Origin of the sequence: Geomicrobium sp. JCM 19038 (genome assembly GCF_000698125.1) — a bacterium.
Taxonomy (GTDB): domain Bacteria; phylum Bacillota; class Bacilli; order Bacillales; family Marinococcaceae; genus Geomicrobium_A.
In genome coordinates, this window is the sequence record NZ_BAXA01000010.1 from 12,839 (window position 1) to 32,032 (window position 19,194).

Genomic DNA, 19,194 nt, shown 5'->3' on the forward strand with positions numbered 1-19,194 from the left:
ATGATACACTAGGAAAAGACAACTTGTATGACATCGGATTGTTATACGAAAGAATGACAGATAAAGGAGTAGAGAGACATGACACCGATGGATTTAGTAGCCATCCTTGGCATTACGTTTATAGCTGTAGTTGTAGCAGTCGTTATGGCATACGTTCTATTTAAATACTCCGCGAAGAACTAACGTCGAATACGAGGTGCTACCCGCTTAGGGGAGCACCTCCTTTTCAATAAGAAAGGAAATGCATTCATGCTCATTACGACAAGTCGTAAGCCAACACTACCGATGCTTCAAAAAGCAAATCGCTTGTCGCACGAGTGGAACGTCCCGCACCTTGCCAGGGAGAAGCGGACGATTGCGAGCATGCATCACACAGCCGCTTCGGTCTATATGGTCGGGAAAAATGGCAAAGACGTGCTCTACAATAAAGGTCATGATGATTTCTTTTTTCATCCGAGTATGGCGACGATTCGCGTACAACGTCTCGAAAAAGGGGGCCACGATCCGTTTGCCACTATTACAACATTGCAACATGGCGATTCGTTTTTGGACTTAACGTTAGGGCTTGCGAGTGATAGCATCGTTGCAAGTTACCTTGTCGGAAAAGACGGAATCGTTCACGGTGTTGAAAAGCAACATGCTGTTGCAGAAATTGTCAAAAGTGGCCTGAGTACGTGGGGTGATGGCAGCGAGTCACTACTTGACGCGATGCGTCGCATTCAAGTCATTCAACGTGATCATACCGAATACTTACGAACGTTACCTGATCAATCGTTTGATGTCGTCTACCTTGATCCGATGTTCGAACGAACCATCGACGAGTCGTTATCACTAAATGGTCTACGAGCATCCGCGAGTTATGACACGTTACAATCAGAAACGTTAGATGAAGCGAGACGTGTGGCTAGAAGGCATGTTATTTTAAAAGCAGAAAGTAGCAGCTCGTTATGGGAGAAGTATTCGTTTGAGCGGTTAGAAAAACGCCCATCCAGAACGAGTTACGGCGCATTACGTCGATTATAAGGAAAGGAGAAGGCTATGAAACGTCCTCTCGTTGTTATCGTCGGACCAACGCTGTCGGAAAAACGGCACTTGGCATCGCGCTTTCTAAGGCGTTTAATGGTGAAGTTATTAATGGTGATGCGTTCCAAGTGTATGAGCGGTTAAATATCGGTACTGCAAAAGTGACCGAAGAAGAGAAAGACAACGTGCCGCACCATTTACTTGATATAAAAAAGCCAGATGAATCATTTAGCGCCGCCGAGTTTCAACGTACCGCAAAAGAGACGATCACAGACATTCACGAGCGCAAACGTCTGCCAATTTTAGTCGGTGGTACAGGCATGTACGTCAAAGGCGTTACGTCAGACTGGTCGTTTCAAGAAGAAAAAGCAGATCGAGACGTTCAACAACAGTTAGAAGCAATTGCTTTAGAGCCGAATGGAAATGAACGGTTGCATGCACGACTCCATAGCCTTGATCAAGCAGCAGCTGCGCGGATTCATCCGAACAACATTCGGAAGATGATTCGGGCGATTGAGCTTTTAGAACGTGGGCACGATGCACCAAAACCACTGCAATCGGTTGACAACTCGCCATATGATCTGATTATGATTGGGTTAACGATGGACCGAAGCGCACTTTATGAACGTATTGAGCGCCGTGTCGACGTCATGCTCGAACAAGGTTTGGTTGAAGAAGTAAGACAGCTTTACGAGGAAGGTTTACGAGACGAACAAGCGATGAAAGCGATTGGCTACAAAGAATGGATTGATTATTTCGAAGGGAAAGCATCCTTTGAGCATGTCATTGAGACAATCAAGACCCATTCAAGGCAATTTGCCAAACGGCAACTCACGTGGTTTCGTAACAAAGAAACGGTCCATTGGTTTGACAGTGAGCAAGAAAAACATGACCATTTTACGGGAATTGTTCAATTTCTTGCAGGGGAATTGGAAAAAATGTCGAATTAGACAGCAGACATACTTAGGGGGGCTCCGCGGTGAAAAACGTCAATATTCAAGATCAATTTCTGAACACGCTTAGAAAAGAAAACATCTCGATTACCGTATTCTTAACGAATGGCTTTCAGATTCGCGGTTACTTAAAGGCATTTGATAATTTTACGATCATCATTGATACGGACGGAAAGCAGCAACTCGTATACAAGCATGCGATCTCAACGTTTTCCCCTTCAAAAAACGTACAGCTACAACTGGATCCATCTGAATCGTAACGAAAAAAGCTCGTCATCGTTTAAAGATGATGAGCTTTTTTCATCGAATCGGCAATGGTTTCGTACCGCAGCAATACGAGCTCTGAGTGCAAACCGAGCTGGGTTTGAATGTCTTTTGTCGAGCGACCTGAACGTAAGGCGTTCACGATAAACGTATGGCGCATATGTTGGGCGCTTCGACCGAGCGGAATACCAGCGCGACGTAGCTCTTCGCGGATCATTTTCTGAATCGCCACGATCGTTAACCGTTTTGGCTTGTCTTCTTCATACGACCAGCGATACGTCTGGCGTTTAAAGTCAAACGCGACGAACAACGGGTGTTCGTTGCCGTGCACAGGTTTCACCGCTTTAGGGATAACATCAAGATAGCTTTCAAGCAGCGTTTGGTCTTTTTGTTGGAGCGTAATTTTCCTTGGATTCACTTCGCCGTCGACAGGCGTAACAAAAAGTGTCTTCGACGAGAGCAAATGATCGATATTCAGGCCGTGTAATTCTTGTAAGCGCAACCCGTAAAAGAGAATCAGCCTTAGCATAATCAAGTTTCTCGGTGCAAGTAGCGGACGTGATTGCTTTTGGTCATCATTCAGTCCTTCAATTGATTCCGTTGATCGCAGCAACTGGTCGATTTCTTTCTTCGTAAAGAGATCATCTTCAGTTAACGGCTCATCTTCTTCATCTGGCAATATGACGTGCTCGATCGGATTGTCTGAGAGTACGTTCTGATGCATCAAATGGTTAAAGTAGCTATGCAACACACGGTAGACCCGTGTGTATGTTTTATGCTTATAATGGCGCTCTTGAATGAGATGTTTCATAAAGTGTTCTAACGTCTCTTTCGTATACGCAGGATGGTTCGTCACGTCGATAAACGAATAAAAGTCAGCGATATCATACGCATACCTACGGACCGTTGACGATTTCCGGCCTTTAGCTGTGAGTTGTTCTAAGTATTGGTTTGCCGTTGTTGGCAACTGTTCTTGTAAAGGGTGCAACGGTTTACTCCTTTCGATACAATGATGGTAATGAGTGCGCTTCGTTGCACATTTTCATTGCGGGTTGCGTAAGATATGGGCAAACACCCGTGATGGAAATGTACGGAGGGATGATGATGAGTTATGCTCACGAGCAGAAAACGAAAATTCGTGTGCGACTGCGTGAAAAAGAGGTAAAAAAAGAACCGCACGTAAACACGACGAACATTAACTATTTACTTCAAAAAGCAGAATTCGAACTCGAAAAGCTCATTGGCGTTGAAAACGTGAAAGCCATGGTTCGTGAAATTTATGCTTGGGTTCATATTAACCGTTGTCGTGAAAAACATCAATTGAAGACAGAAGCCCATTCAATGCACATGATCTTCAAAGGAAATCCAGGTACAGGGAAAACAACCGCTGCACGTCTTGTCGGTCGATTATTAAAAGACCTCGGGTATTTAAGTAAGGGTCATTTTATTGAAGCAGAGCGTGCAGACCTTGTCGGGGAGTACATCGGTCAAACCGCACAAAAGACGAGAGAGCTGCTACAAAAAGCTCACGGAGGAGTCCTGTTCATTGATGAAGCGTATGCGTTAAACCGTGGTGGAGAGAAGGATTTCGGCAAAGAAGCGGTCGACACGCTCGTGAAAGCGATGGACGAAGGCAACCATTCGTTTATTTTAATTTTAGCTGGGTATTCGAAAGAAATGGAACAGTTTATTACGCTAAACCCTGGGTTACCTTCACGATTCCCGATTCAGTTGGATTTTCCTGACTTTTCAATGGATCAGATGATGATGATCGCAGAGAATATGTTGCAATCAAGAGATTACGTATGGACGATTGATGCAAAAGAAAAACTGAAGAAGAAATTAGATGATCAAAAAGGTAGAGCAAGAGAACCGTTTAGTAATGGCCGGGCAATTCGAAACGCCATTGAAAAGGCGATCCGCTCTCACGCAGTTCGCATCGTGAAAGAGCAAACAGAAAAAGACATTGATGCTTTAAAAACATTAACGGAACGAGATTTCTAGGAGGTAGATCATTTGGAACGAGTGATCGTCGTAGCAGTTATTGAAGAAAACGAAAAAGAAGAAGAAGCACAGCAGTCGCTTGAAGAGTTAAAGAGCTTAGTCCACACCGCCCACGGAACGGTCGTTCACACCGAAACGCAAAACCGTAAAACCGCTCACGTCACGAGTTATGTCGGGTCAGGGAAGATGGAAGAATTAAAAGAGCTCGTTGAAGAACATGAGGCGGACGTAATCATCATTAACGGTGAACTTTCGCCTCGACAAGGCTATACGTTAAGTGCAAACACCGAAGCGGCGGTCATTGACCGTACGCAACTCATTTTGGACATTTTTGCTGAACGTGCACGGACGAAAGAAGGACGAATACAAGTGGAGCTCGCGCAAATGACGTATTTGTTGCCAAGGCTTCGTGGACAAGGACATTCGTTGTCGAGGCTTGGTGGTGGAATTGGGACGAGAGGTCCTGGTGAGACAAAGCTTGAAACCGACCGACGTCATATACAACGTCGGATGGACGAGTTAAAGCGCGAGTTAAAACGAATCGTCAAACACCGTCAGTTGCTCAAAAACAACAAACACCAACGCCTCGTCCCGAAAGTGGCGCTCGTCGGATATACGAATGCAGGGAAAACGACGCTCTTAAATGCATTAACCGATGAAGAGGCGTTTGCTGAAGACCTTTTATTTGCAACACTCGACCCATTAACCCGGGAATACCGCTTACCTTCTGGGTTACACGTCGCAATTAGTGATACGGTTGGTTTTATTCGCGACTTGCCAACAACGTTAATCGCTGCCTTTCGCTCAACGCTTGAAGAAGTGTCCGACAGTGATTTGTTGCTACGTGTCATTGACGTCACGAGCCCGTACATGAGTGAAGAGCAAGAAACAATCGACACGTTATTAGAGGAACTCGGCGCAACAGGCATTCCGTCGATTACAGTATTGAACAAATATGATCGAACGAACCCGATTCCAAATGGAGTAGAACAACTGAAAAACCCGAAAGTCTACATTAGTGCAAAGCATAAAGACAACCTGCACGCTTTAAACGCGCAAATTGAAATCGCACTTAAAGAAGACATGCAGGCGTACACGTTAACTGTCGGTGCTTCAGAAGGAAAACGGCTCGCAAGACTCAAAACGACGACAATCGTCGAGTATATTGAATTTGATGAGAGCGACGAAGTGTATACGGTCACAGGCTTTGCAAACCGAAGCCATCCAGAAATAAATTAACAGTGAAAAGATGAAGGAGTTTCAACATGAATACAGTCATTCAACAATGGAACGATGAAACGTTAGAAGAATTGCAACACATCTATAAACAAATCGACATCGTTTGTGAACAGAATCAAGCAAAAGTGCTTGATGCTTACCAAGTGGAAAGCATCTCAAGCTACCATTTAAATGGTTCAGACGGTTATGGGTATGACGATGAAGGACGTGACGCTCTCGGTCGCGTTTACGCTCGTATATTCGGAACGGAAGCAGCGATCGTGCGTCCTCAGTTCGTATCAGGGACGCACGCCATTACAGCGGCGCTGTTCGGAAACTTACGGCCTGGAGATGAGCTCGTTTATGCAAGTGGAGAACCGTATGCGACGATGAAAGAAGTTGTAGGTTTAAACGGGGATCAAGCGGGGAATTTCAAACAATACGGGATGACAACAAAAGTCGTGCCGCTTGATGACACAGGTCGTGTAGACGTTGCCTCGTAAACGATTCGATTACTGCGAAGACGAAATGGGTCGTTCTTCAACGCTCATGTGGGTACGACGATCGCCCGTCAATTTCTATTGAAGAGATGAAGTATCAGATTGAGTCAATTAAAGCGCGACACGCTCACGTACATATTTTCGTTGATAATTGCTACGGAGAATTTGCGGAAGAACTGGAACCGGGGCACATCGGTGCCGATTTGTTAGCGGGATCACTCATTAAAAACCCAGGTGGCGGCATTACGAAAACTGGCGGGTACATCGCCGGTAAAGAATCATTCGTCGTACAAGCTCAGCTCGCCTTGCGGCTCCTGGCATTGGTATGGAAGCCGGAGCGACAGGTGCTTTTCTTCAAGACGCGTACCACGGGCTGTTTATCGCACCGACGGTCGTTGCCGATGCGATTAAGGCGCCCATTATACAGCTTCGATGCTTGAGAAAGCAGGTTACGAGACGACACCGTCGTCAACGACGAGAAGAACTGACCTCATTCAAGCGGTTCAGTTTGGAAATGCGGAAGACATGATTTCATTTTGCCAAAGCATTCAACACCATTCTCCAATCGATGCGAAGGCAACGCCGATTCCGGGACCATTACCTGGATATGACGGTGACGTTATTATGGCAGCAGGAACGTTTGTGCTCGGAGCGAGCATTGAGTTAAGTGCAGATGGCCCAGTAGCACCGCCATATACGGCTTACGTGCAAGGTGGATTAACATTCGCACACTGTAAAGTTGCGATTCGAAGAGCGCTACAATCGATGATCAATTAGCTCATGTTAACTTTTTTAACATCATTTACGGAAAAAAGTTGACATGGTAGTACCGATCTCTTAAAATAAGTAATATATTCACACAATATAAGACGTAAAGCGGTTCTTTTCTCAGCAGGAGAAAGGGGGAGCAACATGGAACAGAGTGAACGATTGCATATGCCTTTGTTCTCCATTCGCATCGTGAAGGAACTAACCGATCTCACCCCAAGACAGATTCGTTACTATGAATCTCATGGTTCGTAAAGCCTGCACGTACAGAGGGCAATCAGCGTTTATTTTCATTCGCTGATGTTGACCGGCTACTTGATATTAAGCAATTAATTGATCGTGGCGTGAACATGGCAGGCATTAAAGAGATGATGATGGAGCAAGAACAAAAGTACAAGAAAGAGCAAGAAGAGCGTGAAGAACTGAAGAAGCTTCGCGAACAGATGAAGCGAGAAGCTCTGCATCATCCGAATCAGAAGAAAGCATCGATGATTCAAGGACAACTTTCACACTTCTACAAATCATAGTGATCCCTTACATCTGAACCCAATCAGGTGTAAGTCACATACAGTGAAGCTTTAAGGCTTTGCATTATTAAATGAAAAGGGGAATAAAGACACATGGCAAAGTATACGCGCGAAGATATTACAAGACTTGCACAAGAAGAAGATGTCGTATTCATCCGTTTACAATTTACAGATCTTCAAGGAACGATCAAGAACGTAGAGATTCCTGTTGATCAATTAGAGAAAGCCTTAGACAATGAAATGATGTTTGACGGTTCTTCAATTGAAGGTTTCGTACGTATTGAAGAGTCAGACATGTACCTATACCCAGATCTTGATACGTGGGTTGTATTCCCTTGGACGCCAGATAAAGGCAAAGTCGCACGCTTAATTTGTGACATTTACGAGCCAAGCGAGCCAGGCGAAGCACCAACACCATTTGCAGGCGACCCGCGCGGCATTTTGAAGCGAGTACTTAAAGAAGCTGAAGAAATGGGCTTCACCGACTTCAACATTGGACCAGAGCCAGAATTCTTCCTTTTCAAGAACGACGAAAAAGGCGAACCAACAATGGAACTAAACGACAAAGGTGGTTACTTCGACCTTGCACCAACGGACTTAGGCGAAAACTGCCGTCGTGACATCGTTCTTGAACTCATGAAAATGGACTTCGAAATTGAAGCATCTCACCATGAGGTAGCGCCAGGACAACACGAAATTGACTTCAAATACGCCGATGCGATCACAACATGTGATAACATCCAAACGTTTAAATTAGCCGTTAAGACAATTGCTAGAAAGCACGGTCTTCACGCGACATTCATGCCAAAACCACTCTTTGGTGTGAACGGTTCAGGAATGCACTGTAACATGTCCCTATTCAAAGGCGACAAGAACGCATTCTACGACGAAAGCACAAAGTCTCAGCTTAGCGAAACAGCAATGCATTTCCTAGCTGGAATCTTAGACCATGCGAAAGCATTTACAGCGATCACAAACCCAATCGTTAACTCGTACAAGCGACTTGTACCTGGTTACGAAGCACCGGTTTACATCGCTTGGTCACTTAGAAACCGTAGCCCACTCGTACGAATTCCATCTTCACGTAAGGCGAGCACGCGTATTGAAGTACGTAGCCCAGACCCAGCAGCGAACCCATACCTTGCGATGGCAGCGCTTCTTGCATCTGGTCTTGACGGAATCAAGCGTAAGCTTCAAGCTCCTGAAGAAACAGACCGCAACATCTACATCATGAGCGAAGAAGAGTTACAAGAAGAAGGAATCGAAGCTCTACCAGGCAGCCTCAAAGGTGCGGTAGACGAACTCAAAGCTGACAAAGTCCTCGTAGAAGCTCGGTGAACACGCAATGGAACACTTTGTTGAAGCAAAAGAGATCGAATGGGATATGTTCCGCACGCAAGTGCACCCGTGGGAGCGCGAGCAGTATATGAGTTCTTACTAAGAGCCGATACCCCTAGAGCCGTATGGCTTTGGGGGTTTTTGTATTGAATGAATAATGCTTAACAATCATCACACCCACCGATGTACCCACCAAACACCCACCGATTTTCTCAAAAAAAATTAATAATTAATTTCTTTTAAGTGATTTTCAAAATTAGCCTTTGATTCATTCTCAATCTTCTTGCTCACGTGAGAATATACATCTGCTGTAATTGACATGCTCCCATGACCTAAACGTTCCTGTATATACTTCATACTGTTTCCAGCTTCTAACTGCAATACTGCATGAGTATGTCTTAAGGAGTGAATGGGGAGAGCAGGAAGATCTAACTTTTTTAATATCCTTGAAAAAGAATTGAATAAAGTAGACTTCGGTAAAAAGTTTCCGTCATTCCTCGATAAAACTAAATCCAAATGATGATAATAACTTTCATTAAGAGCTAATTTGTTTTGGTTTTGGTAGCTTCTGTGAAACCGTAAATCGTTAATTAAACCGTTGCTTATTGTAATTACCCTATTGGATTTGAATGTTTTGGTATCTCCAAACAGTTCATCTTCGTTTTCCGCCGAAAAATCTAAGGTTTTGTTAATAGAAATCGTACCATTATTTAAATCAACATCCTTCCACTGAATGGCGGCAGCTTCTCCTTTTCTCATACCAGTTTCGATAATGGTTTTATAAAAGATCCAATAAATATAATCGTATTTGTAAGCTTCTTTTAGAAAAGGACTTATATCCGAGCTATCTAGAAACTTTAATTTCTTCTCTTTTGTTCTTCCTTTGATTGTTACGCCCACACAAGGATTGTATTTGAGTTGCTTAAGATCAACAGCTTTCTTCATCGCATTGAACATCACACTGTGTACAATTTCAATTGTTCTCTTGCTATATCCTTGAGAATCCATATGGTCAATTAAAGCTTGATGCTTTTTAGGAGTGTATTTATCAATAGTTATATCTTTAAAAAACGGTAGGATATGTTTTTGTACAGCGTTTTTATCGGAAAGATATGTGTTTTTCCTAACTACGTCTTTTCTGTGCGTATCCAACCAGTCTATTAGGTATTGTTTTAAAGATTCCTTTGTCTCGATGACACCGTCAAGTAATGTTTGCTCGTGTTCTTTCGAAACGTGTTTAGCCTCTGCTTTTGTCTTAAATCCTCGTCTTGACGCTTCTTTTCTTTTGTTTGTTATCGGATCCTTGTATGTTATTCTGTATTCCCATTTTTTATCATCGTGCTGTCTAAAGCTTACTCCCATATTAAAACCCTCCTTCAAACATTTTGATTGAATATTCCGGTATTGCATAATCGTCTATAGCATCACCTATAGATAACTGATTCAACTCTTCCGATTTAGACAATAGAGACAGTGCAAAATAATTAGCTTCATTTTCAATTTTATCGGTAGAGTGAAGAGTGAACTTTTTAAAAAGAAGTATTTACGTTAGGGCTGAGTACAGCGTGCCCTAACTCATGTGCGCAAATAAATAATTGTTGTTCTTCTGTCGCAGTCTCATTGATGTGAATAAATTTAATTCTAAAGTGTTTACTGTAGTATCCTTTGATACTACCCAGCGGTTCATAAATCACATGAATGTTCATGGCCTTGGCTAATTTAAAAGGGCAAGTAGTTTTATGCTTGTTAATTAATTGTTCAATCTTATGATAAACATGTAGCACTCACCTCACTCCTTCTTATATTTATTTGGGGTGAATTTTTCTTTAGAGTTTCTCTTAGCTAACCTTAAAGCGTTTTCTAAAGAAGAAATCATTAACTCTTTATCCTCTTCACTTCTATCATCGGCATCCTTGCCATCAAATGCAGCATAACTATTTTGACTTTAATCCCTTTAAAATATTTTCCAGTTTCTTTTTGTATATCTTTTTCATCTTTTCTAGTTAACCCATCGCTTTCTTCTACCATTTCTTCTAAACGATCTGCAGATATACCTAATCCTCTACAAACTTTAAAAACATTATCTACTGAAGCATTACCAACCCCTCTTTCTAGCATTGACCTTAAAGTCGTATAAGGCATGTTGATATGTTCTGCGAAGGCTCTCAAGCTCTTAAATTGCTTTGAAATCAGGTCTCTGATTATCTCGGTTCTTTTGTCATTCATAAGTAATACTCCTTTCGGAACTAAGTTATTTATATTGTATTCGAATTATGTACGATATTTCGTATTTTATACTTTTATTATACCTAACTTCATCTAAATGTAAACACGAATTTACGAAAAATCGTAAAAAATATACGGAATTTCATAAATATCGTTGACTTTGGTCGAAATTGCGTATATTATTGCAACAAGAAATGAACGAAATTGAGTATATTACAGAAGGAGGTGAACGACTTTGCGTAGCAATCTTAAGTTCGAAATGAAAGAAAGGAATATAAAAACCAAACAGTTGGCAGAATTTTTAGAAGTTAGGTACGCGACTGTACTAGACAAAATAAATGGTCATTATGATTTCTCGTATAAAGAATGCGTTCAAATTAAGCGTAAGTTTTTTCCAGGCATGTCTATGGAGTATCTCTTTGCACTCGATTCTGATGAAGATGAATTGTGCCATAACGTTAAGGAGGCGTGAAAATGATTGAGGTGCAGATTGATGAAAAAGCAATAAAACTCATTTACGAAGACAAAATTGCTGAAGCACTGAAAGATTTAGACCGAGAACACATCTTTTGGGACAGCAAAGAACTACAAAGAAGAACGTGTATGAGTTGGAACACCCTTCAGGAATACTTTTTTCATGATCCTAGTTTCCCTAAAACAAAGCTTGGCGGAAAGTGGTACTTTCCGGTGGAAGAAACAAAGTCGTTTTTAAAAAATTGGCTCGCAGAACAGCGAGGGGTTAACTCATGAATCAAACCCCACACACCGACCAAGAACGAGCCATCATCCACACGGCTTACATTGTCTTGATTGTCTGTATTCTTTTATTAAGTTGAAGGAGGTGAGGTTGGATGGTTAGAAAAAAGAAAAGGTTAATGTATCCGGCATATTGCGATACATGTGACAAGGAACCAGATGTTGAAAAGAAAGGTACATGGGATGTAGTTACATTAGATTGTTCTTGCGGTGGTCGAGTGAAGATTGACTTTACGAAACCTTATTATGAGGAGGTGAGATTAGATGGATAACCCGTTCGGAAAACTCATGATGACATTTAATAATGCTGTAGATCACGTTATGAAAAACGGAATGCCTGAGAAGCCACATAGTGAACTAGAAAAACTAGTCAAAAATGAAGCTTCCCAGCGATAAAAAAGTAAGAATTACCATTATAGAGGTGGAGTTGTTGGTAATTTAGATACTAGTCGAATGAAGTATGAAAGGGATTTAGTTGAGGTCTTTAAGGATGTTGCACATGCAATTGACCGGGAAGTAGATGTGGTTCTTTCTAAAACAAAAGAAAATAACCAAACGTATCGCACAGCAAAACATGAACTTAGGAGCTTATATGCGTTGTCTATGAGCCTTCCGGTAAATCACAGAAATTTTATCATTGAACAAGCTATAAGCAAATTAAACGAAGAAATGAGGAGTCTAGAAATAAAAAAGTGAACTAACGTCTAGTCAGTAGGTGGCTGACTGGAAGCAAGTAGCATCATGGGATAAAGAGTGGAAAGGCTTTACCGATGCCTTTGAGGGCTTTGTGAGTTTCGGCGAGTAATTTACGGTTTTCAAATGCGAATTTAAGTCCTGAATTTTTAACTGCTTCATCATCTCCCAATTTTAAGGTGTTCACAATGCCAGAAGTATCAGTATCAACTCCTCTAGAAATTGGGTTGAGGGTTAGATTAAGAGTTTCAGTAGTTGCAAGATCGCCTAACTTCAAAGTTGTTATCGCACAGGCTTTTTATCCCATGCTTCTACTTGTTTCCAAGTAGTTCAGCATACCTCTTCATCCTTAAAGGATGTCGGACGCTCGTGGACAGGTTATCGGTATACCGTCCTCACTGTCTATGCGTTGCACCTTCCAAGCTACGATTAAAGTAATTCACTTGGCTTGGCTCACGGTATCCGTATCAAATGACTTAGGGTTCCCGTGAATTCATCCGATTTTCACTTATGGATTACTCCACAAGGCGGCAAGTTCCACTAGTTCTATAGTTCGACAAAACATGAGTAATTCCTCCAAGGAAATAATATAAGGAGCTGTAGCAATGAACCAACCTCTCGAATTAACACTTGAGATGGCGCAAGACTATAAAACTCTGAAAAAAGAACTAACCGCAAAGAAGCTTAACGTACAAAACGAGTTGCTTCATATGTATGCAAACGAACAGGTTGGACAAGCGTTAGGAAGCTTAAACTTTTACAGCTTTGCTGAGTTAGTTGTGGTTGATGATTACAAACTGGTACTCACGAATGAACAAAAGGTACGACAGTATTACGCCGAACTGAAGAAGTCAGTGAAGATTAATCCACGGAATAGCATGAACCGCATGAAGATCCTTGCGACAGAGGAAGTACTGAGAATGTTGGAGCTGGAAGACATATTAACTGAAGGAGGTGAGGGTGTTGGACAAGGACAAACTGATGGCATTTCTTGAATCAGAAGAGTCACGAATTGACGAACAAATCAACAATGCAAAGAACGCTGAATTGGTGAACATGTTACGTGGTGGTTTAATGACACTTGGAAAAGTAATTGATTACGTTGAAAAGGAGAGTGATTAAATGAAATTTGAAGAGAATGTAACTCTTTATTTAGGTGAAGGTTGGCTAATGGCTTTAGAGATTACTGAAGTTTCACCTACTGAACATGATGAGGTAAATGATATTGCGATCGCTGGGTCACTTGTCAATGAGAAAACAGGTCAAGAACTCCATATAGGTCTAAATGAAGATGACGAACAAGATCTAGAAAACCTCGTTGCAAAGTTTAATAGCATCAAAGGGAATTATAGAAAAGGAGAGTGAGTAAATTGCCAATGTACCATTACAAAACAAACCCCGAAACGAAGTACGCAAAGAAAATTGAAAGGCATTTGCAACAAAAGAAGCGTTGGAAACTCGTTGCAGATGATCTAAATGAATTGCTAGGTGAAAACATTACTCGTATGGTTCAGAAACCCGGTTACTTCGGTCTTGATCCACAGGAGATCACAAAAGAAGAAAATAAGAAGCTTTTTAAAATCGATGGGGCAATCAGACAGAACACGAAAGCTGCTAAAGCACTGTTTCAAAGTTACAAAGACATTATTAAGAAACACGATTTAGAAGACTACGAAGAGATACCAATACTAAACTTCGGTTATGGTCTTATGCGCCACAGTCGAACTGAGCAAATGCGTCACATGGGAACGAGTGAAGGTGAACTGTATTACGAAACGGATTTTGATTTACAGGACAGAGCAGATGATCCAAACGTATTGATTAAGATCTCTCAAGAAGAGTTTTTGGAAAAACAGCTTGAAGAGACACGGAAACGAAATGAGGAAGTGGGTGAGTAAAGCTTGAAACTATACAGCGATGAATGGAAAGCGGAGTTTGAGAAACATTATTCTTTTCCTGTGACATTGGTTTTCTATCTGGTGATTGATCAAGAGGATAAAACAGACATTCTATTCAGGGAAGTTAAAACTAAAGCGCAGTGTGTGGGGAATATCCAATGGAGTTCACTAAAAGCGAGCGTCTTTAACAAAAAGGCAATGGCGGTTCTGGATGTAAGAAGTTTCAAAAGTATGGATCAATATATCGAATACCATAAAGAAACTCACGAGCAGTGGAATTCTATAGCACAAAAAAATTGATTGAGCTGCAACTCAATCAACAGATTTGACCTAAATAAAGTTATTAAGATTATAGCACAGCTATTCTATGGAGGGAATATAAAGATGAGTTATTACAGAGATTGGTGTGAGCCTGAAGTGGTTCTAGAACCAAAATTTAAAAGGAAGCAATATAGAACAACTGAAGAAATTTTGAATGCTGATTATTGGATCAATGCTGATGGCGAGAAATTAAATCTTGAAGGTATGGACAAGGATCACTTAAGAAACGTTCTTCATTTTCTTTATAAGAAACGATCCTATTTATGGCTACATTGTGATAATGCAGAGATGATTTCCGAATTTAATGACCCGGACGAATTTTTCGATGCCATTGTCTTGTCGAGTACTTTATGGAATACAATCTTAAGCATTCTTCATGTTCCAAATCAGGGATTTAACTTCGAATGGACAAGCTATTAATCGGGAGGGAAGTACAACAATGGATATTAAAGTTACTGTCGGTGTTACACCGAAACTTGAAGAGATTTTATTAGGATTAACGTCATTGGCTGTTCAGTCCAATGTTCAAACAAATAAAGTTGAAACACCTCAACAAGAAGCACCAAAACATCAAGCACCAACTGAACCTGCATCACAAACATCTACCGTTCCAACGGCGCCATTAGCACCATCGGCTACAGTTGAACAATCAAATGCAGTTCCTACTGAGGTTCCATCCCAAACAGCGGTACCAACAACGCCTAAATCTTACACACAAGAAGATTTAAGTAAGGCTGCTGCTCAACTTGTCGATGCAAATAAGCAAAATGATTTGATCCAATTGTTGTCAACGTTCGGCGTACAATCTTTGGTCAACCTACCTCAAGATCAATACGGTGCTTTTGCTACGAAACTTCGTGAACTTGGGGCGCAGCTATGACCCAACCTGCTCATGCTGAACGAGCCCATGCGCTGTTGAGTGCAAGTGGATCGAGCAGGTGGCTCAACTGCACACCAAGTGCAAGGCTTGAAGAGGAATTTCCAGATGTTGAAACGTCCTATGCACGAGAAGGAACACTTGCTCATGAAATTGCAGAGTTAAAGCTTCGGAAGTATTACACGGACTCGACGATGACAAAAGCAGAGTTTAACAAACTCTTAAAACCTTTGAAAGAGAACGAGTTGTATCAACTTGAAATGGACAAGCATACAGACTCATATCTTGAATTTGTTAAAGAGTTAACGCTAGGTATGAAACAAACGCCATTTGTTGCAATTGAAAAGCGATTAGACTTTAGCTCTTATGTACCGGAAGGCTTTGGGACAGGTGATTGCATAATCATCAGCGGACAATCCATGTATGTAATCGATTTGAAATATGGAAAAGGTGTTGCTGTTAGTGCTGAAAACAATCCACAGATGAAGCTATATGCACTTGGTGCAATGAATGCTTACGGAATGTTGTATGACATTCAAAGTATCTATAGCGTGGTCGTTCAGCCGAGGTTATCAGATGATGCATCAATTGATGTAATTTCGAAGGAAGATTTGCTTACTTGGGGTGAAGAGGTAAAACGGATAGCGGACAAAGCTTTTAAAGGCGAAGGTGAATTTGTGCCCGGTGACCATTGTAAGTTTTGTAAGGCTAAAGCAAAGTGCCGAGCACGAGCCGATCAATATACAGCACTTGATGACTTCGGGCGTAAAGAGCCTGAATTGCTGGATGACAAAGAGATCGGAGCAGTGCTTGAAAAAGCGCAAGGGCTTGATAACTGGATTAAATCAGTTAAAGAATATGCTCTCAAAGAAACGCTGAAAGGAAATGAAATACCAGGATGGAAAGCGGTCAACGGACGTGGTTCTCGATCCTATGTAGATATCGATAAGGCTTTTGAATATTTACAATCCCAAGGCATTGATGGCGCCCTGCTTTACGAACGAGTGCCATTAACTCCACCAAAACTTGAAAAAGAATTAAGTAAGAAACAGTTTAAAGAATTAATGGAAGACACGGGGTATGTCGTGAAGTCCGAAGGTAAGCCGACACTTGCCCCTGAAGGTGACAGACGTAAAGCCATTTCTAATGTACCCGATGTATCGGAGGATTTTAAGTAATGGGAGACATTGCAGATTATCACGTAAATCAATTGACATCAGGTAAATGGGGCACACCATATCAAACAAAAGGGAGAATAAATCATATGACAAACCAAACAAACCCAACACGCATCGTAACTGGAGAAGTTCGTTTTAGCTTCGTTAACCTTCTTAAGCCAAGAGTCGATAACAATTCGGGGCAAGAAAAATACAGTGCACAAATTCTTATTCCTAAGTCAGATGTAGCCACTAAGCAAGCCATTGACAATGCTGTTAACGCTGCAAAAGAAAAAGGTAAGCAAGATAAGTGGAACGGAGTAATCCCGCCTTCAGTACAAAACCCGTTGAAGGATGGTGACGGTGTTCGTCCAAGTGACGGAATGCCTTACGGAGAGGAATGCAAAGGGCATTGGATTCTTTCAACTTCAACTAATATCGATTACCCGCCAAAAGTCGTAAACCTACAAGCTCAACCAATTATGGATGCTACAGAAGTTTACAGCGGAATGTACGGACGAATCGCATTGAACTTTGCGCCTTATTCTGCGAACGGTAATAAAGGGATCGGATGCTATATCAGTACAAACGTGCAAAAGACTCGAGATGGAGACGCATTGGGTGGATCGGCACCTGCAGCAGAGTCAGACTTTGGGGCGCCTGTACCATCTCAAGCTATTGACCCAATTACTGGACAGCCAATTCAATAATGGAAATCCTGAGTATTGATATAGAGACCTTTAGTTCGGTTGATATTAAGAAAGCTGGTCTTTATAAATACGCAGAATCTGAAGACTTTGAGGTTTTACTTTTTGCCTACTCAATGGATGATCAAGCCACGCAGATTGTTGACTTGGCTCAGGGGGAAGAAATTCCTCCTGTTATCCTCCAAGCACTAACTGATCCTTCTATTATAAAGAAAGCTTACAATGCTGCATTTGAGTGGTATTGCTTAAACACTCTTGTCGATACGCCAATTGAATCTTGGCGATGTACGATGGTCCATGCAATGTATTGTGGGTACACAACAGGTTTAGGACCCACAGCTAAAGCGTTAGGTTTGGATGATGACAAACAGAAAATGAAAGCAGGAAACGCCTTAATCCGTGTGTTCTCCATTCCAACCAAACCAACGAAGAAAAACGGTCAACGTACTCGAACTTTACCTCATCATGAGCCTGAGAAGTGGCAACTGTTTAAAGACTACTGTGTGCAAGACGTTAACGTGGAAAAGGCAATAGAAGATAAACTAATCAACTTTCCTATACCTGAGTATGAACAGATGCAATGGCAAATCGATCAAGTTATAAATGCTCGGGGGGTTAAAGTTGATCAGGAGATTATTGCTGGAGCACTCTACATCAGTGATCGATCTACTGAAGATTTAGAACAACAGGCAAAAAAACTAACCGGTTTAGACAATCCAAATAGTACGAAACAATTAACTGAGTGGCTAGCTTCTAAAGGGTTTGAAGTAGAAAATTTACAAAAAGCCACAGTGAAAAAGTTAATCAGTGAAATCAGCGATCCTGAAGTCAAACAGATGCTGAAGATTCGCTTAGAGCTTTCAAAGACCAGCGTGAAGAAATACCAAGCAATGGAAGCTGCGGTTTGTAAAGACAGTCGAGTGCGCGGTCTCTTACAGTTTTACGGCGCAAATCGTACAGGCCGGTGGGCAGGTCGATTAGTACAAGTACAAAACCTCCCTCAAAACAAAATGAATACTCTTGAGTTTGCTCGTGAACTTGTTCGCCAGAAAAAATACGACACCTTAAAAATCATATACGGAAATGTTCCAGATGTACTTTCTCAACTCATCCGTACAGCTTTTATCCCGAGTAATCAAAGCGCTTTACTAGTATCTGATTTTTCTGCCATTGAAGCCCGTGTTATCGCTTGGCTTGCAGGTGAGCAATGGAGGCTGGATGTGTTCAACACGCACGGCAAGATTTATGAGGCTTCAGCATCTGCAATGTTTGGGGTGCCAATTGATGAGATTACAAAAGGATCAGACCTGCGTCAACGTGGGAAGGTCGCAGAGCTTGCTCTTGGTTATCAAGGCGGTAAAGGCGCACTCATCAGTATGGGGGCATTGGATATGGGCATCGAGGAAGAAGAACTTCCTGACACGGTTCGGCGTTGGCGTAGTGCTAATAAGCGGATTGTTGATCTATGGTACTCGCTAGAAAATGCTGCTCTTGCGGTGATGCGTTCGGGTAACCCCGTCGGAGTTAGGGGATTAATCGTGGCTAGAGAATCGGACATCATGAAAGGTTTGGATTTTCTTACGATTACCCTGCCTTCAAAGCGAAAGCTTTATTATGTCAAACCTCATCTAAAATTGAACGACTTTGATAAAGAAGCCCTCCATTATTACGGGATGAACCAAACAACGAAGAAGTGGGAAAAGATCGGCACGTATGGAGGGAAATTGGTGGAGAACGTTGTACAAGCCATTGCTCGTGATTGTCTGGCAGTAACCCTTGAACGCTTAGAAAAGCAAGACTTTCAAACGGTGATTCACGTACACGATGAAGCTGTTATTGATTATTCTCATGCGGATCAATTGCAAGATGTTGAACGAATAATGGGGGAACCCATTCCCTGGGCAAAAGACTTACCTCTCACGGCAGACGGATTTTCAACTAACTTTTATATGAAGGACTGATTA

21 protein-coding genes and 4 pseudogenes are annotated in these 19,194 nt (G+C 41.8%); 20 read left to right on the forward strand and 5 right to left on the reverse strand.

The annotated features are described in order from the left end of the window. Nucleotides 1-249 precede the first annotated feature (249 nt). From JCM19038_RS12870 to hfq, 3 genes and pseudogenes are all read left to right on the forward strand, one after another. Nucleotides 250-1,023, forward strand: a complete 774-nt coding sequence (locus JCM19038_RS12870) for a class I SAM-dependent methyltransferase (RefSeq protein ID WP_042418670.1) — start codon at nucleotides 250-252, stop codon at nucleotides 1,021-1,023. A 15-nt stretch (nucleotides 1,024-1,038) separates the two neighbouring features. After that, nucleotides 1,039-1,973 (forward strand): annotated as a pseudogene (miaA, locus tag JCM19038_RS12875) (tRNA (adenosine(37)-N6)-dimethylallyltransferase MiaA). A 29-nt stretch (nucleotides 1,974-2,002) separates the two neighbouring features. Next, nucleotides 2,003-2,236, forward strand: coding sequence for an RNA chaperone Hfq (gene hfq / locus JCM19038_RS12880; protein ID WP_042361235.1), 234 nt, complete (start codon nucleotides 2,003-2,005; stop codon nucleotides 2,234-2,236). A 20-nt stretch (nucleotides 2,237-2,256) separates the two neighbouring features. On the opposite strand, the gene JCM19038_RS12885 is transcribed toward hfq, so the two are convergent. Continuing rightward, entirely contained in the window at nucleotides 2,257-3,228 is a 972-nt protein-coding gene (locus JCM19038_RS12885) for a tyrosine-type recombinase/integrase (protein ID WP_042418673.1), read from the reverse strand. Between the two features lie 116 nt (nucleotides 3,229-3,344). Between JCM19038_RS12885 and JCM19038_RS12890 the strand changes: the two genes are divergently transcribed. The 5 genes and pseudogenes from JCM19038_RS12890 (at nucleotide 3,345) to glnA (ending at nucleotide 8,698) form a co-directional block, all read left to right on the forward strand. Further along, nucleotides 3,345-4,244, forward strand: coding sequence for an AAA family ATPase (locus tag JCM19038_RS12890; protein ID WP_238554411.1), 900 nt, complete (start codon nucleotides 3,345-3,347; stop codon nucleotides 4,242-4,244). 12 nt (nucleotides 4,245-4,256) lie between these two features. Further along, nucleotides 4,257-5,483 (forward strand): GTPase HflX, encoded by a 1,227-nt coding sequence (gene hflX / locus JCM19038_RS12895; RefSeq protein WP_042418675.1) that lies wholly within the window; start codon nucleotides 4,257-4,259, stop codon nucleotides 5,481-5,483. Between the two features lie 26 nt (nucleotides 5,484-5,509). Further along, a pseudogene (locus tag JCM19038_RS12900) lies at nucleotides 5,510-6,739 on the forward strand (aminotransferase class I/II-fold pyridoxal phosphate-dependent enzyme). A 135-nt stretch (nucleotides 6,740-6,874) separates the two neighbouring features. After that, nucleotides 6,875-7,257 (forward strand): annotated as a pseudogene (locus tag JCM19038_RS12905) (MerR family transcriptional regulator). Nucleotides 7,258-7,350: 93 nt separating this feature from the next. Then, nucleotides 7,351-8,698: pseudogene (glnA, locus tag JCM19038_RS12910) on the forward strand (type I glutamate--ammonia ligase). Nucleotides 8,699-8,817: 119 nt separating this feature from the next. Here the strand turns inward: glnA and JCM19038_RS12915 are convergent. The 3 genes from JCM19038_RS12915 to JCM19038_RS23730 all read right to left on the reverse strand — a co-directional run bounded on the left by JCM19038_RS12915 (nucleotide 8,818) and on the right by JCM19038_RS23730 (nucleotide 10,821). Continuing rightward, a complete protein-coding gene (locus tag JCM19038_RS12915) occupies nucleotides 8,818-9,957 on the reverse strand; it encodes a tyrosine-type recombinase/integrase (protein ID WP_042418678.1) in 1,140 nt (379 codons plus the stop codon). A 167-nt stretch (nucleotides 9,958-10,124) separates the two neighbouring features. Further along, a complete protein-coding gene (locus JCM19038_RS23725; protein ID WP_052361610.1) occupies nucleotides 10,125-10,379 on the reverse strand; it encodes an ImmA/IrrE family metallo-endopeptidase in 255 nt (84 codons plus the stop codon). A gap of 91 nt (nucleotides 10,380-10,470) precedes the next feature. After that, nucleotides 10,471-10,821: a helix-turn-helix domain-containing protein gene (locus tag JCM19038_RS23730; protein WP_052361616.1), complete on the reverse strand. Its 351-nt coding sequence runs from the start codon at nucleotides 10,819-10,821 to the stop codon at nucleotides 10,471-10,473. A 474-nt stretch (nucleotides 10,822-11,295) separates the two neighbouring features. On the opposite strand from JCM19038_RS23730, the gene JCM19038_RS12935 reads away from it, so the two are divergent. Continuing rightward, on the forward strand, nucleotides 11,296-11,571 hold the full coding sequence (locus JCM19038_RS12935; RefSeq protein WP_042418681.1) for a group-specific protein: 276 nt from the start codon (nucleotides 11,296-11,298) through the stop codon (nucleotides 11,569-11,571). 270 nt (nucleotides 11,572-11,841) lie between these two features. After that, entirely contained in the window at nucleotides 11,842-11,973 is a 132-nt protein-coding gene (locus JCM19038_RS24510; protein ID WP_255343382.1) for a hypothetical protein, read from the forward strand. 343 nt (nucleotides 11,974-12,316) lie between these two features. Here the strand turns inward: JCM19038_RS24510 and JCM19038_RS22355 are convergent, their stop codons facing one another. Beyond that, complete coding sequence (locus tag JCM19038_RS22355) at nucleotides 12,317-12,547, reverse strand: hypothetical protein (RefSeq protein ID WP_152549437.1); 231 nt, start codon at nucleotides 12,545-12,547, stop codon at nucleotides 12,317-12,319. Nucleotides 12,548-12,875: 328 nt separating this feature from the next. Between JCM19038_RS22355 and JCM19038_RS12945 the strand changes: the two genes are divergently transcribed. The 10 genes from JCM19038_RS12945 (at nucleotide 12,876) to JCM19038_RS12985 (ending at nucleotide 19,191) form a co-directional block, all read left to right on the forward strand. Continuing rightward, entirely contained in the window at nucleotides 12,876-13,265 is a 390-nt protein-coding gene (locus JCM19038_RS12945) for a hypothetical protein (protein ID WP_042418686.1), read from the forward strand. Continuing rightward, on the forward strand, nucleotides 13,234-13,392 hold the full coding sequence (locus JCM19038_RS22890) for a hypothetical protein (RefSeq protein WP_193745127.1): 159 nt from the start codon (nucleotides 13,234-13,236) through the stop codon (nucleotides 13,390-13,392). Before JCM19038_RS12945 ends, JCM19038_RS22890 begins: the two co-directional genes overlap by 32 nt. After that, entirely contained in the window at nucleotides 13,393-13,635 is a 243-nt protein-coding gene (locus tag JCM19038_RS12950; protein ID WP_042418690.1) for a hypothetical protein, read from the forward strand. Continuing rightward, nucleotides 13,632-14,168, forward strand: a complete 537-nt coding sequence (locus JCM19038_RS12955) for a hypothetical protein (RefSeq protein WP_152549438.1) — start codon at nucleotides 13,632-13,634, stop codon at nucleotides 14,166-14,168. Before JCM19038_RS12950 ends, JCM19038_RS12955 begins: the two co-directional genes overlap by 4 nt. Before the next feature lie 3 nt (nucleotides 14,169-14,171). After that, nucleotides 14,172-14,468 carry a hypothetical protein gene (locus tag JCM19038_RS12960; RefSeq protein WP_042418696.1) on the forward strand — a complete coding sequence of 99 codons (297 nt, stop codon included), beginning with the start codon at nucleotides 14,172-14,174 and terminating at the stop codon, nucleotides 14,466-14,468. An 84-nt stretch (nucleotides 14,469-14,552) separates the two neighbouring features. Then, nucleotides 14,553-14,909, forward strand: coding sequence for a hypothetical protein (locus JCM19038_RS12965; protein WP_052361617.1), 357 nt, complete (start codon nucleotides 14,553-14,555; stop codon nucleotides 14,907-14,909). 19 nt (nucleotides 14,910-14,928) lie between these two features. Continuing rightward, nucleotides 14,929-15,369 (forward strand): hypothetical protein, encoded by a 441-nt coding sequence (locus JCM19038_RS12970; RefSeq protein ID WP_052361619.1) that lies wholly within the window; start codon nucleotides 14,929-14,931, stop codon nucleotides 15,367-15,369. Beyond that, nucleotides 15,366-16,544: a DUF2800 domain-containing protein gene (locus JCM19038_RS12975; RefSeq protein ID WP_042418698.1), complete on the forward strand. Its 1,179-nt coding sequence runs from the start codon at nucleotides 15,366-15,368 to the stop codon at nucleotides 16,542-16,544. Before JCM19038_RS12970 ends, JCM19038_RS12975 begins: the two co-directional genes overlap by 4 nt. Continuing rightward, nucleotides 16,544-17,233, forward strand: a complete 690-nt coding sequence (locus JCM19038_RS12980) for a DUF2815 family protein (RefSeq protein WP_202963056.1) — start codon at nucleotides 16,544-16,546, stop codon at nucleotides 17,231-17,233. The genes JCM19038_RS12975 and JCM19038_RS12980 overlap by 1 nt, the downstream gene beginning before the upstream one ends. After that, complete coding sequence (locus JCM19038_RS12985) at nucleotides 17,233-19,191, forward strand: DNA polymerase (protein ID WP_042418701.1); 1,959 nt, start codon at nucleotides 17,233-17,235, stop codon at nucleotides 19,189-19,191. The genes JCM19038_RS12980 and JCM19038_RS12985 overlap by 1 nt, the downstream gene beginning before the upstream one ends. Nucleotides 19,192-19,194 lie beyond the last annotated feature (3 nt).

Bases quoted from the DNA above. Each gene is read 5' to 3' on its own strand.
- JCM19038_RS12870 (WP_042418670.1), top strand. From the start codon at position 250: ATGCTCATTACGACAAGTCGTAAGCCAACACTACCGATGCTTCAAAAA.
- JCM19038_RS12890 (WP_238554411.1), top strand. From the start codon at position 3,345: ATGAGTTATGCTCACGAGCAGAAAACGAAAATTCGTGTGCGACTGCGT.
- JCM19038_RS12915 (WP_042418678.1), bottom strand. From the start codon at position 9,957: ATGGGAGTAAGCTTTAGACAGCACGATGATAAAAAATGGGAATACAGA.
- JCM19038_RS23730 (WP_052361616.1), bottom strand. From the start codon at position 10,821: ATGAATGACAAAAGAACCGAGATAATCAGAGACCTGATTTCAAAGCAA.
- JCM19038_RS12935 (WP_042418681.1), top strand. From the start codon at position 11,296: ATGATTGAGGTGCAGATTGATGAAAAAGCAATAAAACTCATTTACGAA.
- JCM19038_RS24510 (WP_255343382.1), top strand. From the start codon at position 11,842: ATGGATAACCCGTTCGGAAAACTCATGATGACATTTAATAATGCTGTA.
- JCM19038_RS12945 (WP_042418686.1), top strand. From the start codon at position 12,876: ATGAACCAACCTCTCGAATTAACACTTGAGATGGCGCAAGACTATAAA.
- JCM19038_RS12950 (WP_042418690.1), top strand. From the start codon at position 13,393: ATGAAATTTGAAGAGAATGTAACTCTTTATTTAGGTGAAGGTTGGCTA.
- JCM19038_RS12965 (WP_052361617.1), top strand. From the start codon at position 14,553: ATGAGTTATTACAGAGATTGGTGTGAGCCTGAAGTGGTTCTAGAACCA.
- JCM19038_RS12970 (WP_052361619.1), top strand. From the start codon at position 14,929: ATGGATATTAAAGTTACTGTCGGTGTTACACCGAAACTTGAAGAGATT.
- JCM19038_RS12975 (WP_042418698.1), top strand. From the start codon at position 15,366: ATGACCCAACCTGCTCATGCTGAACGAGCCCATGCGCTGTTGAGTGCA.
- JCM19038_RS12980 (WP_202963056.1), top strand. From the start codon at position 16,544: ATGGGAGACATTGCAGATTATCACGTAAATCAATTGACATCAGGTAAA.
- JCM19038_RS12985 (WP_042418701.1), top strand. From the start codon at position 17,233: ATGGAAATCCTGAGTATTGATATAGAGACCTTTAGTTCGGTTGATATT.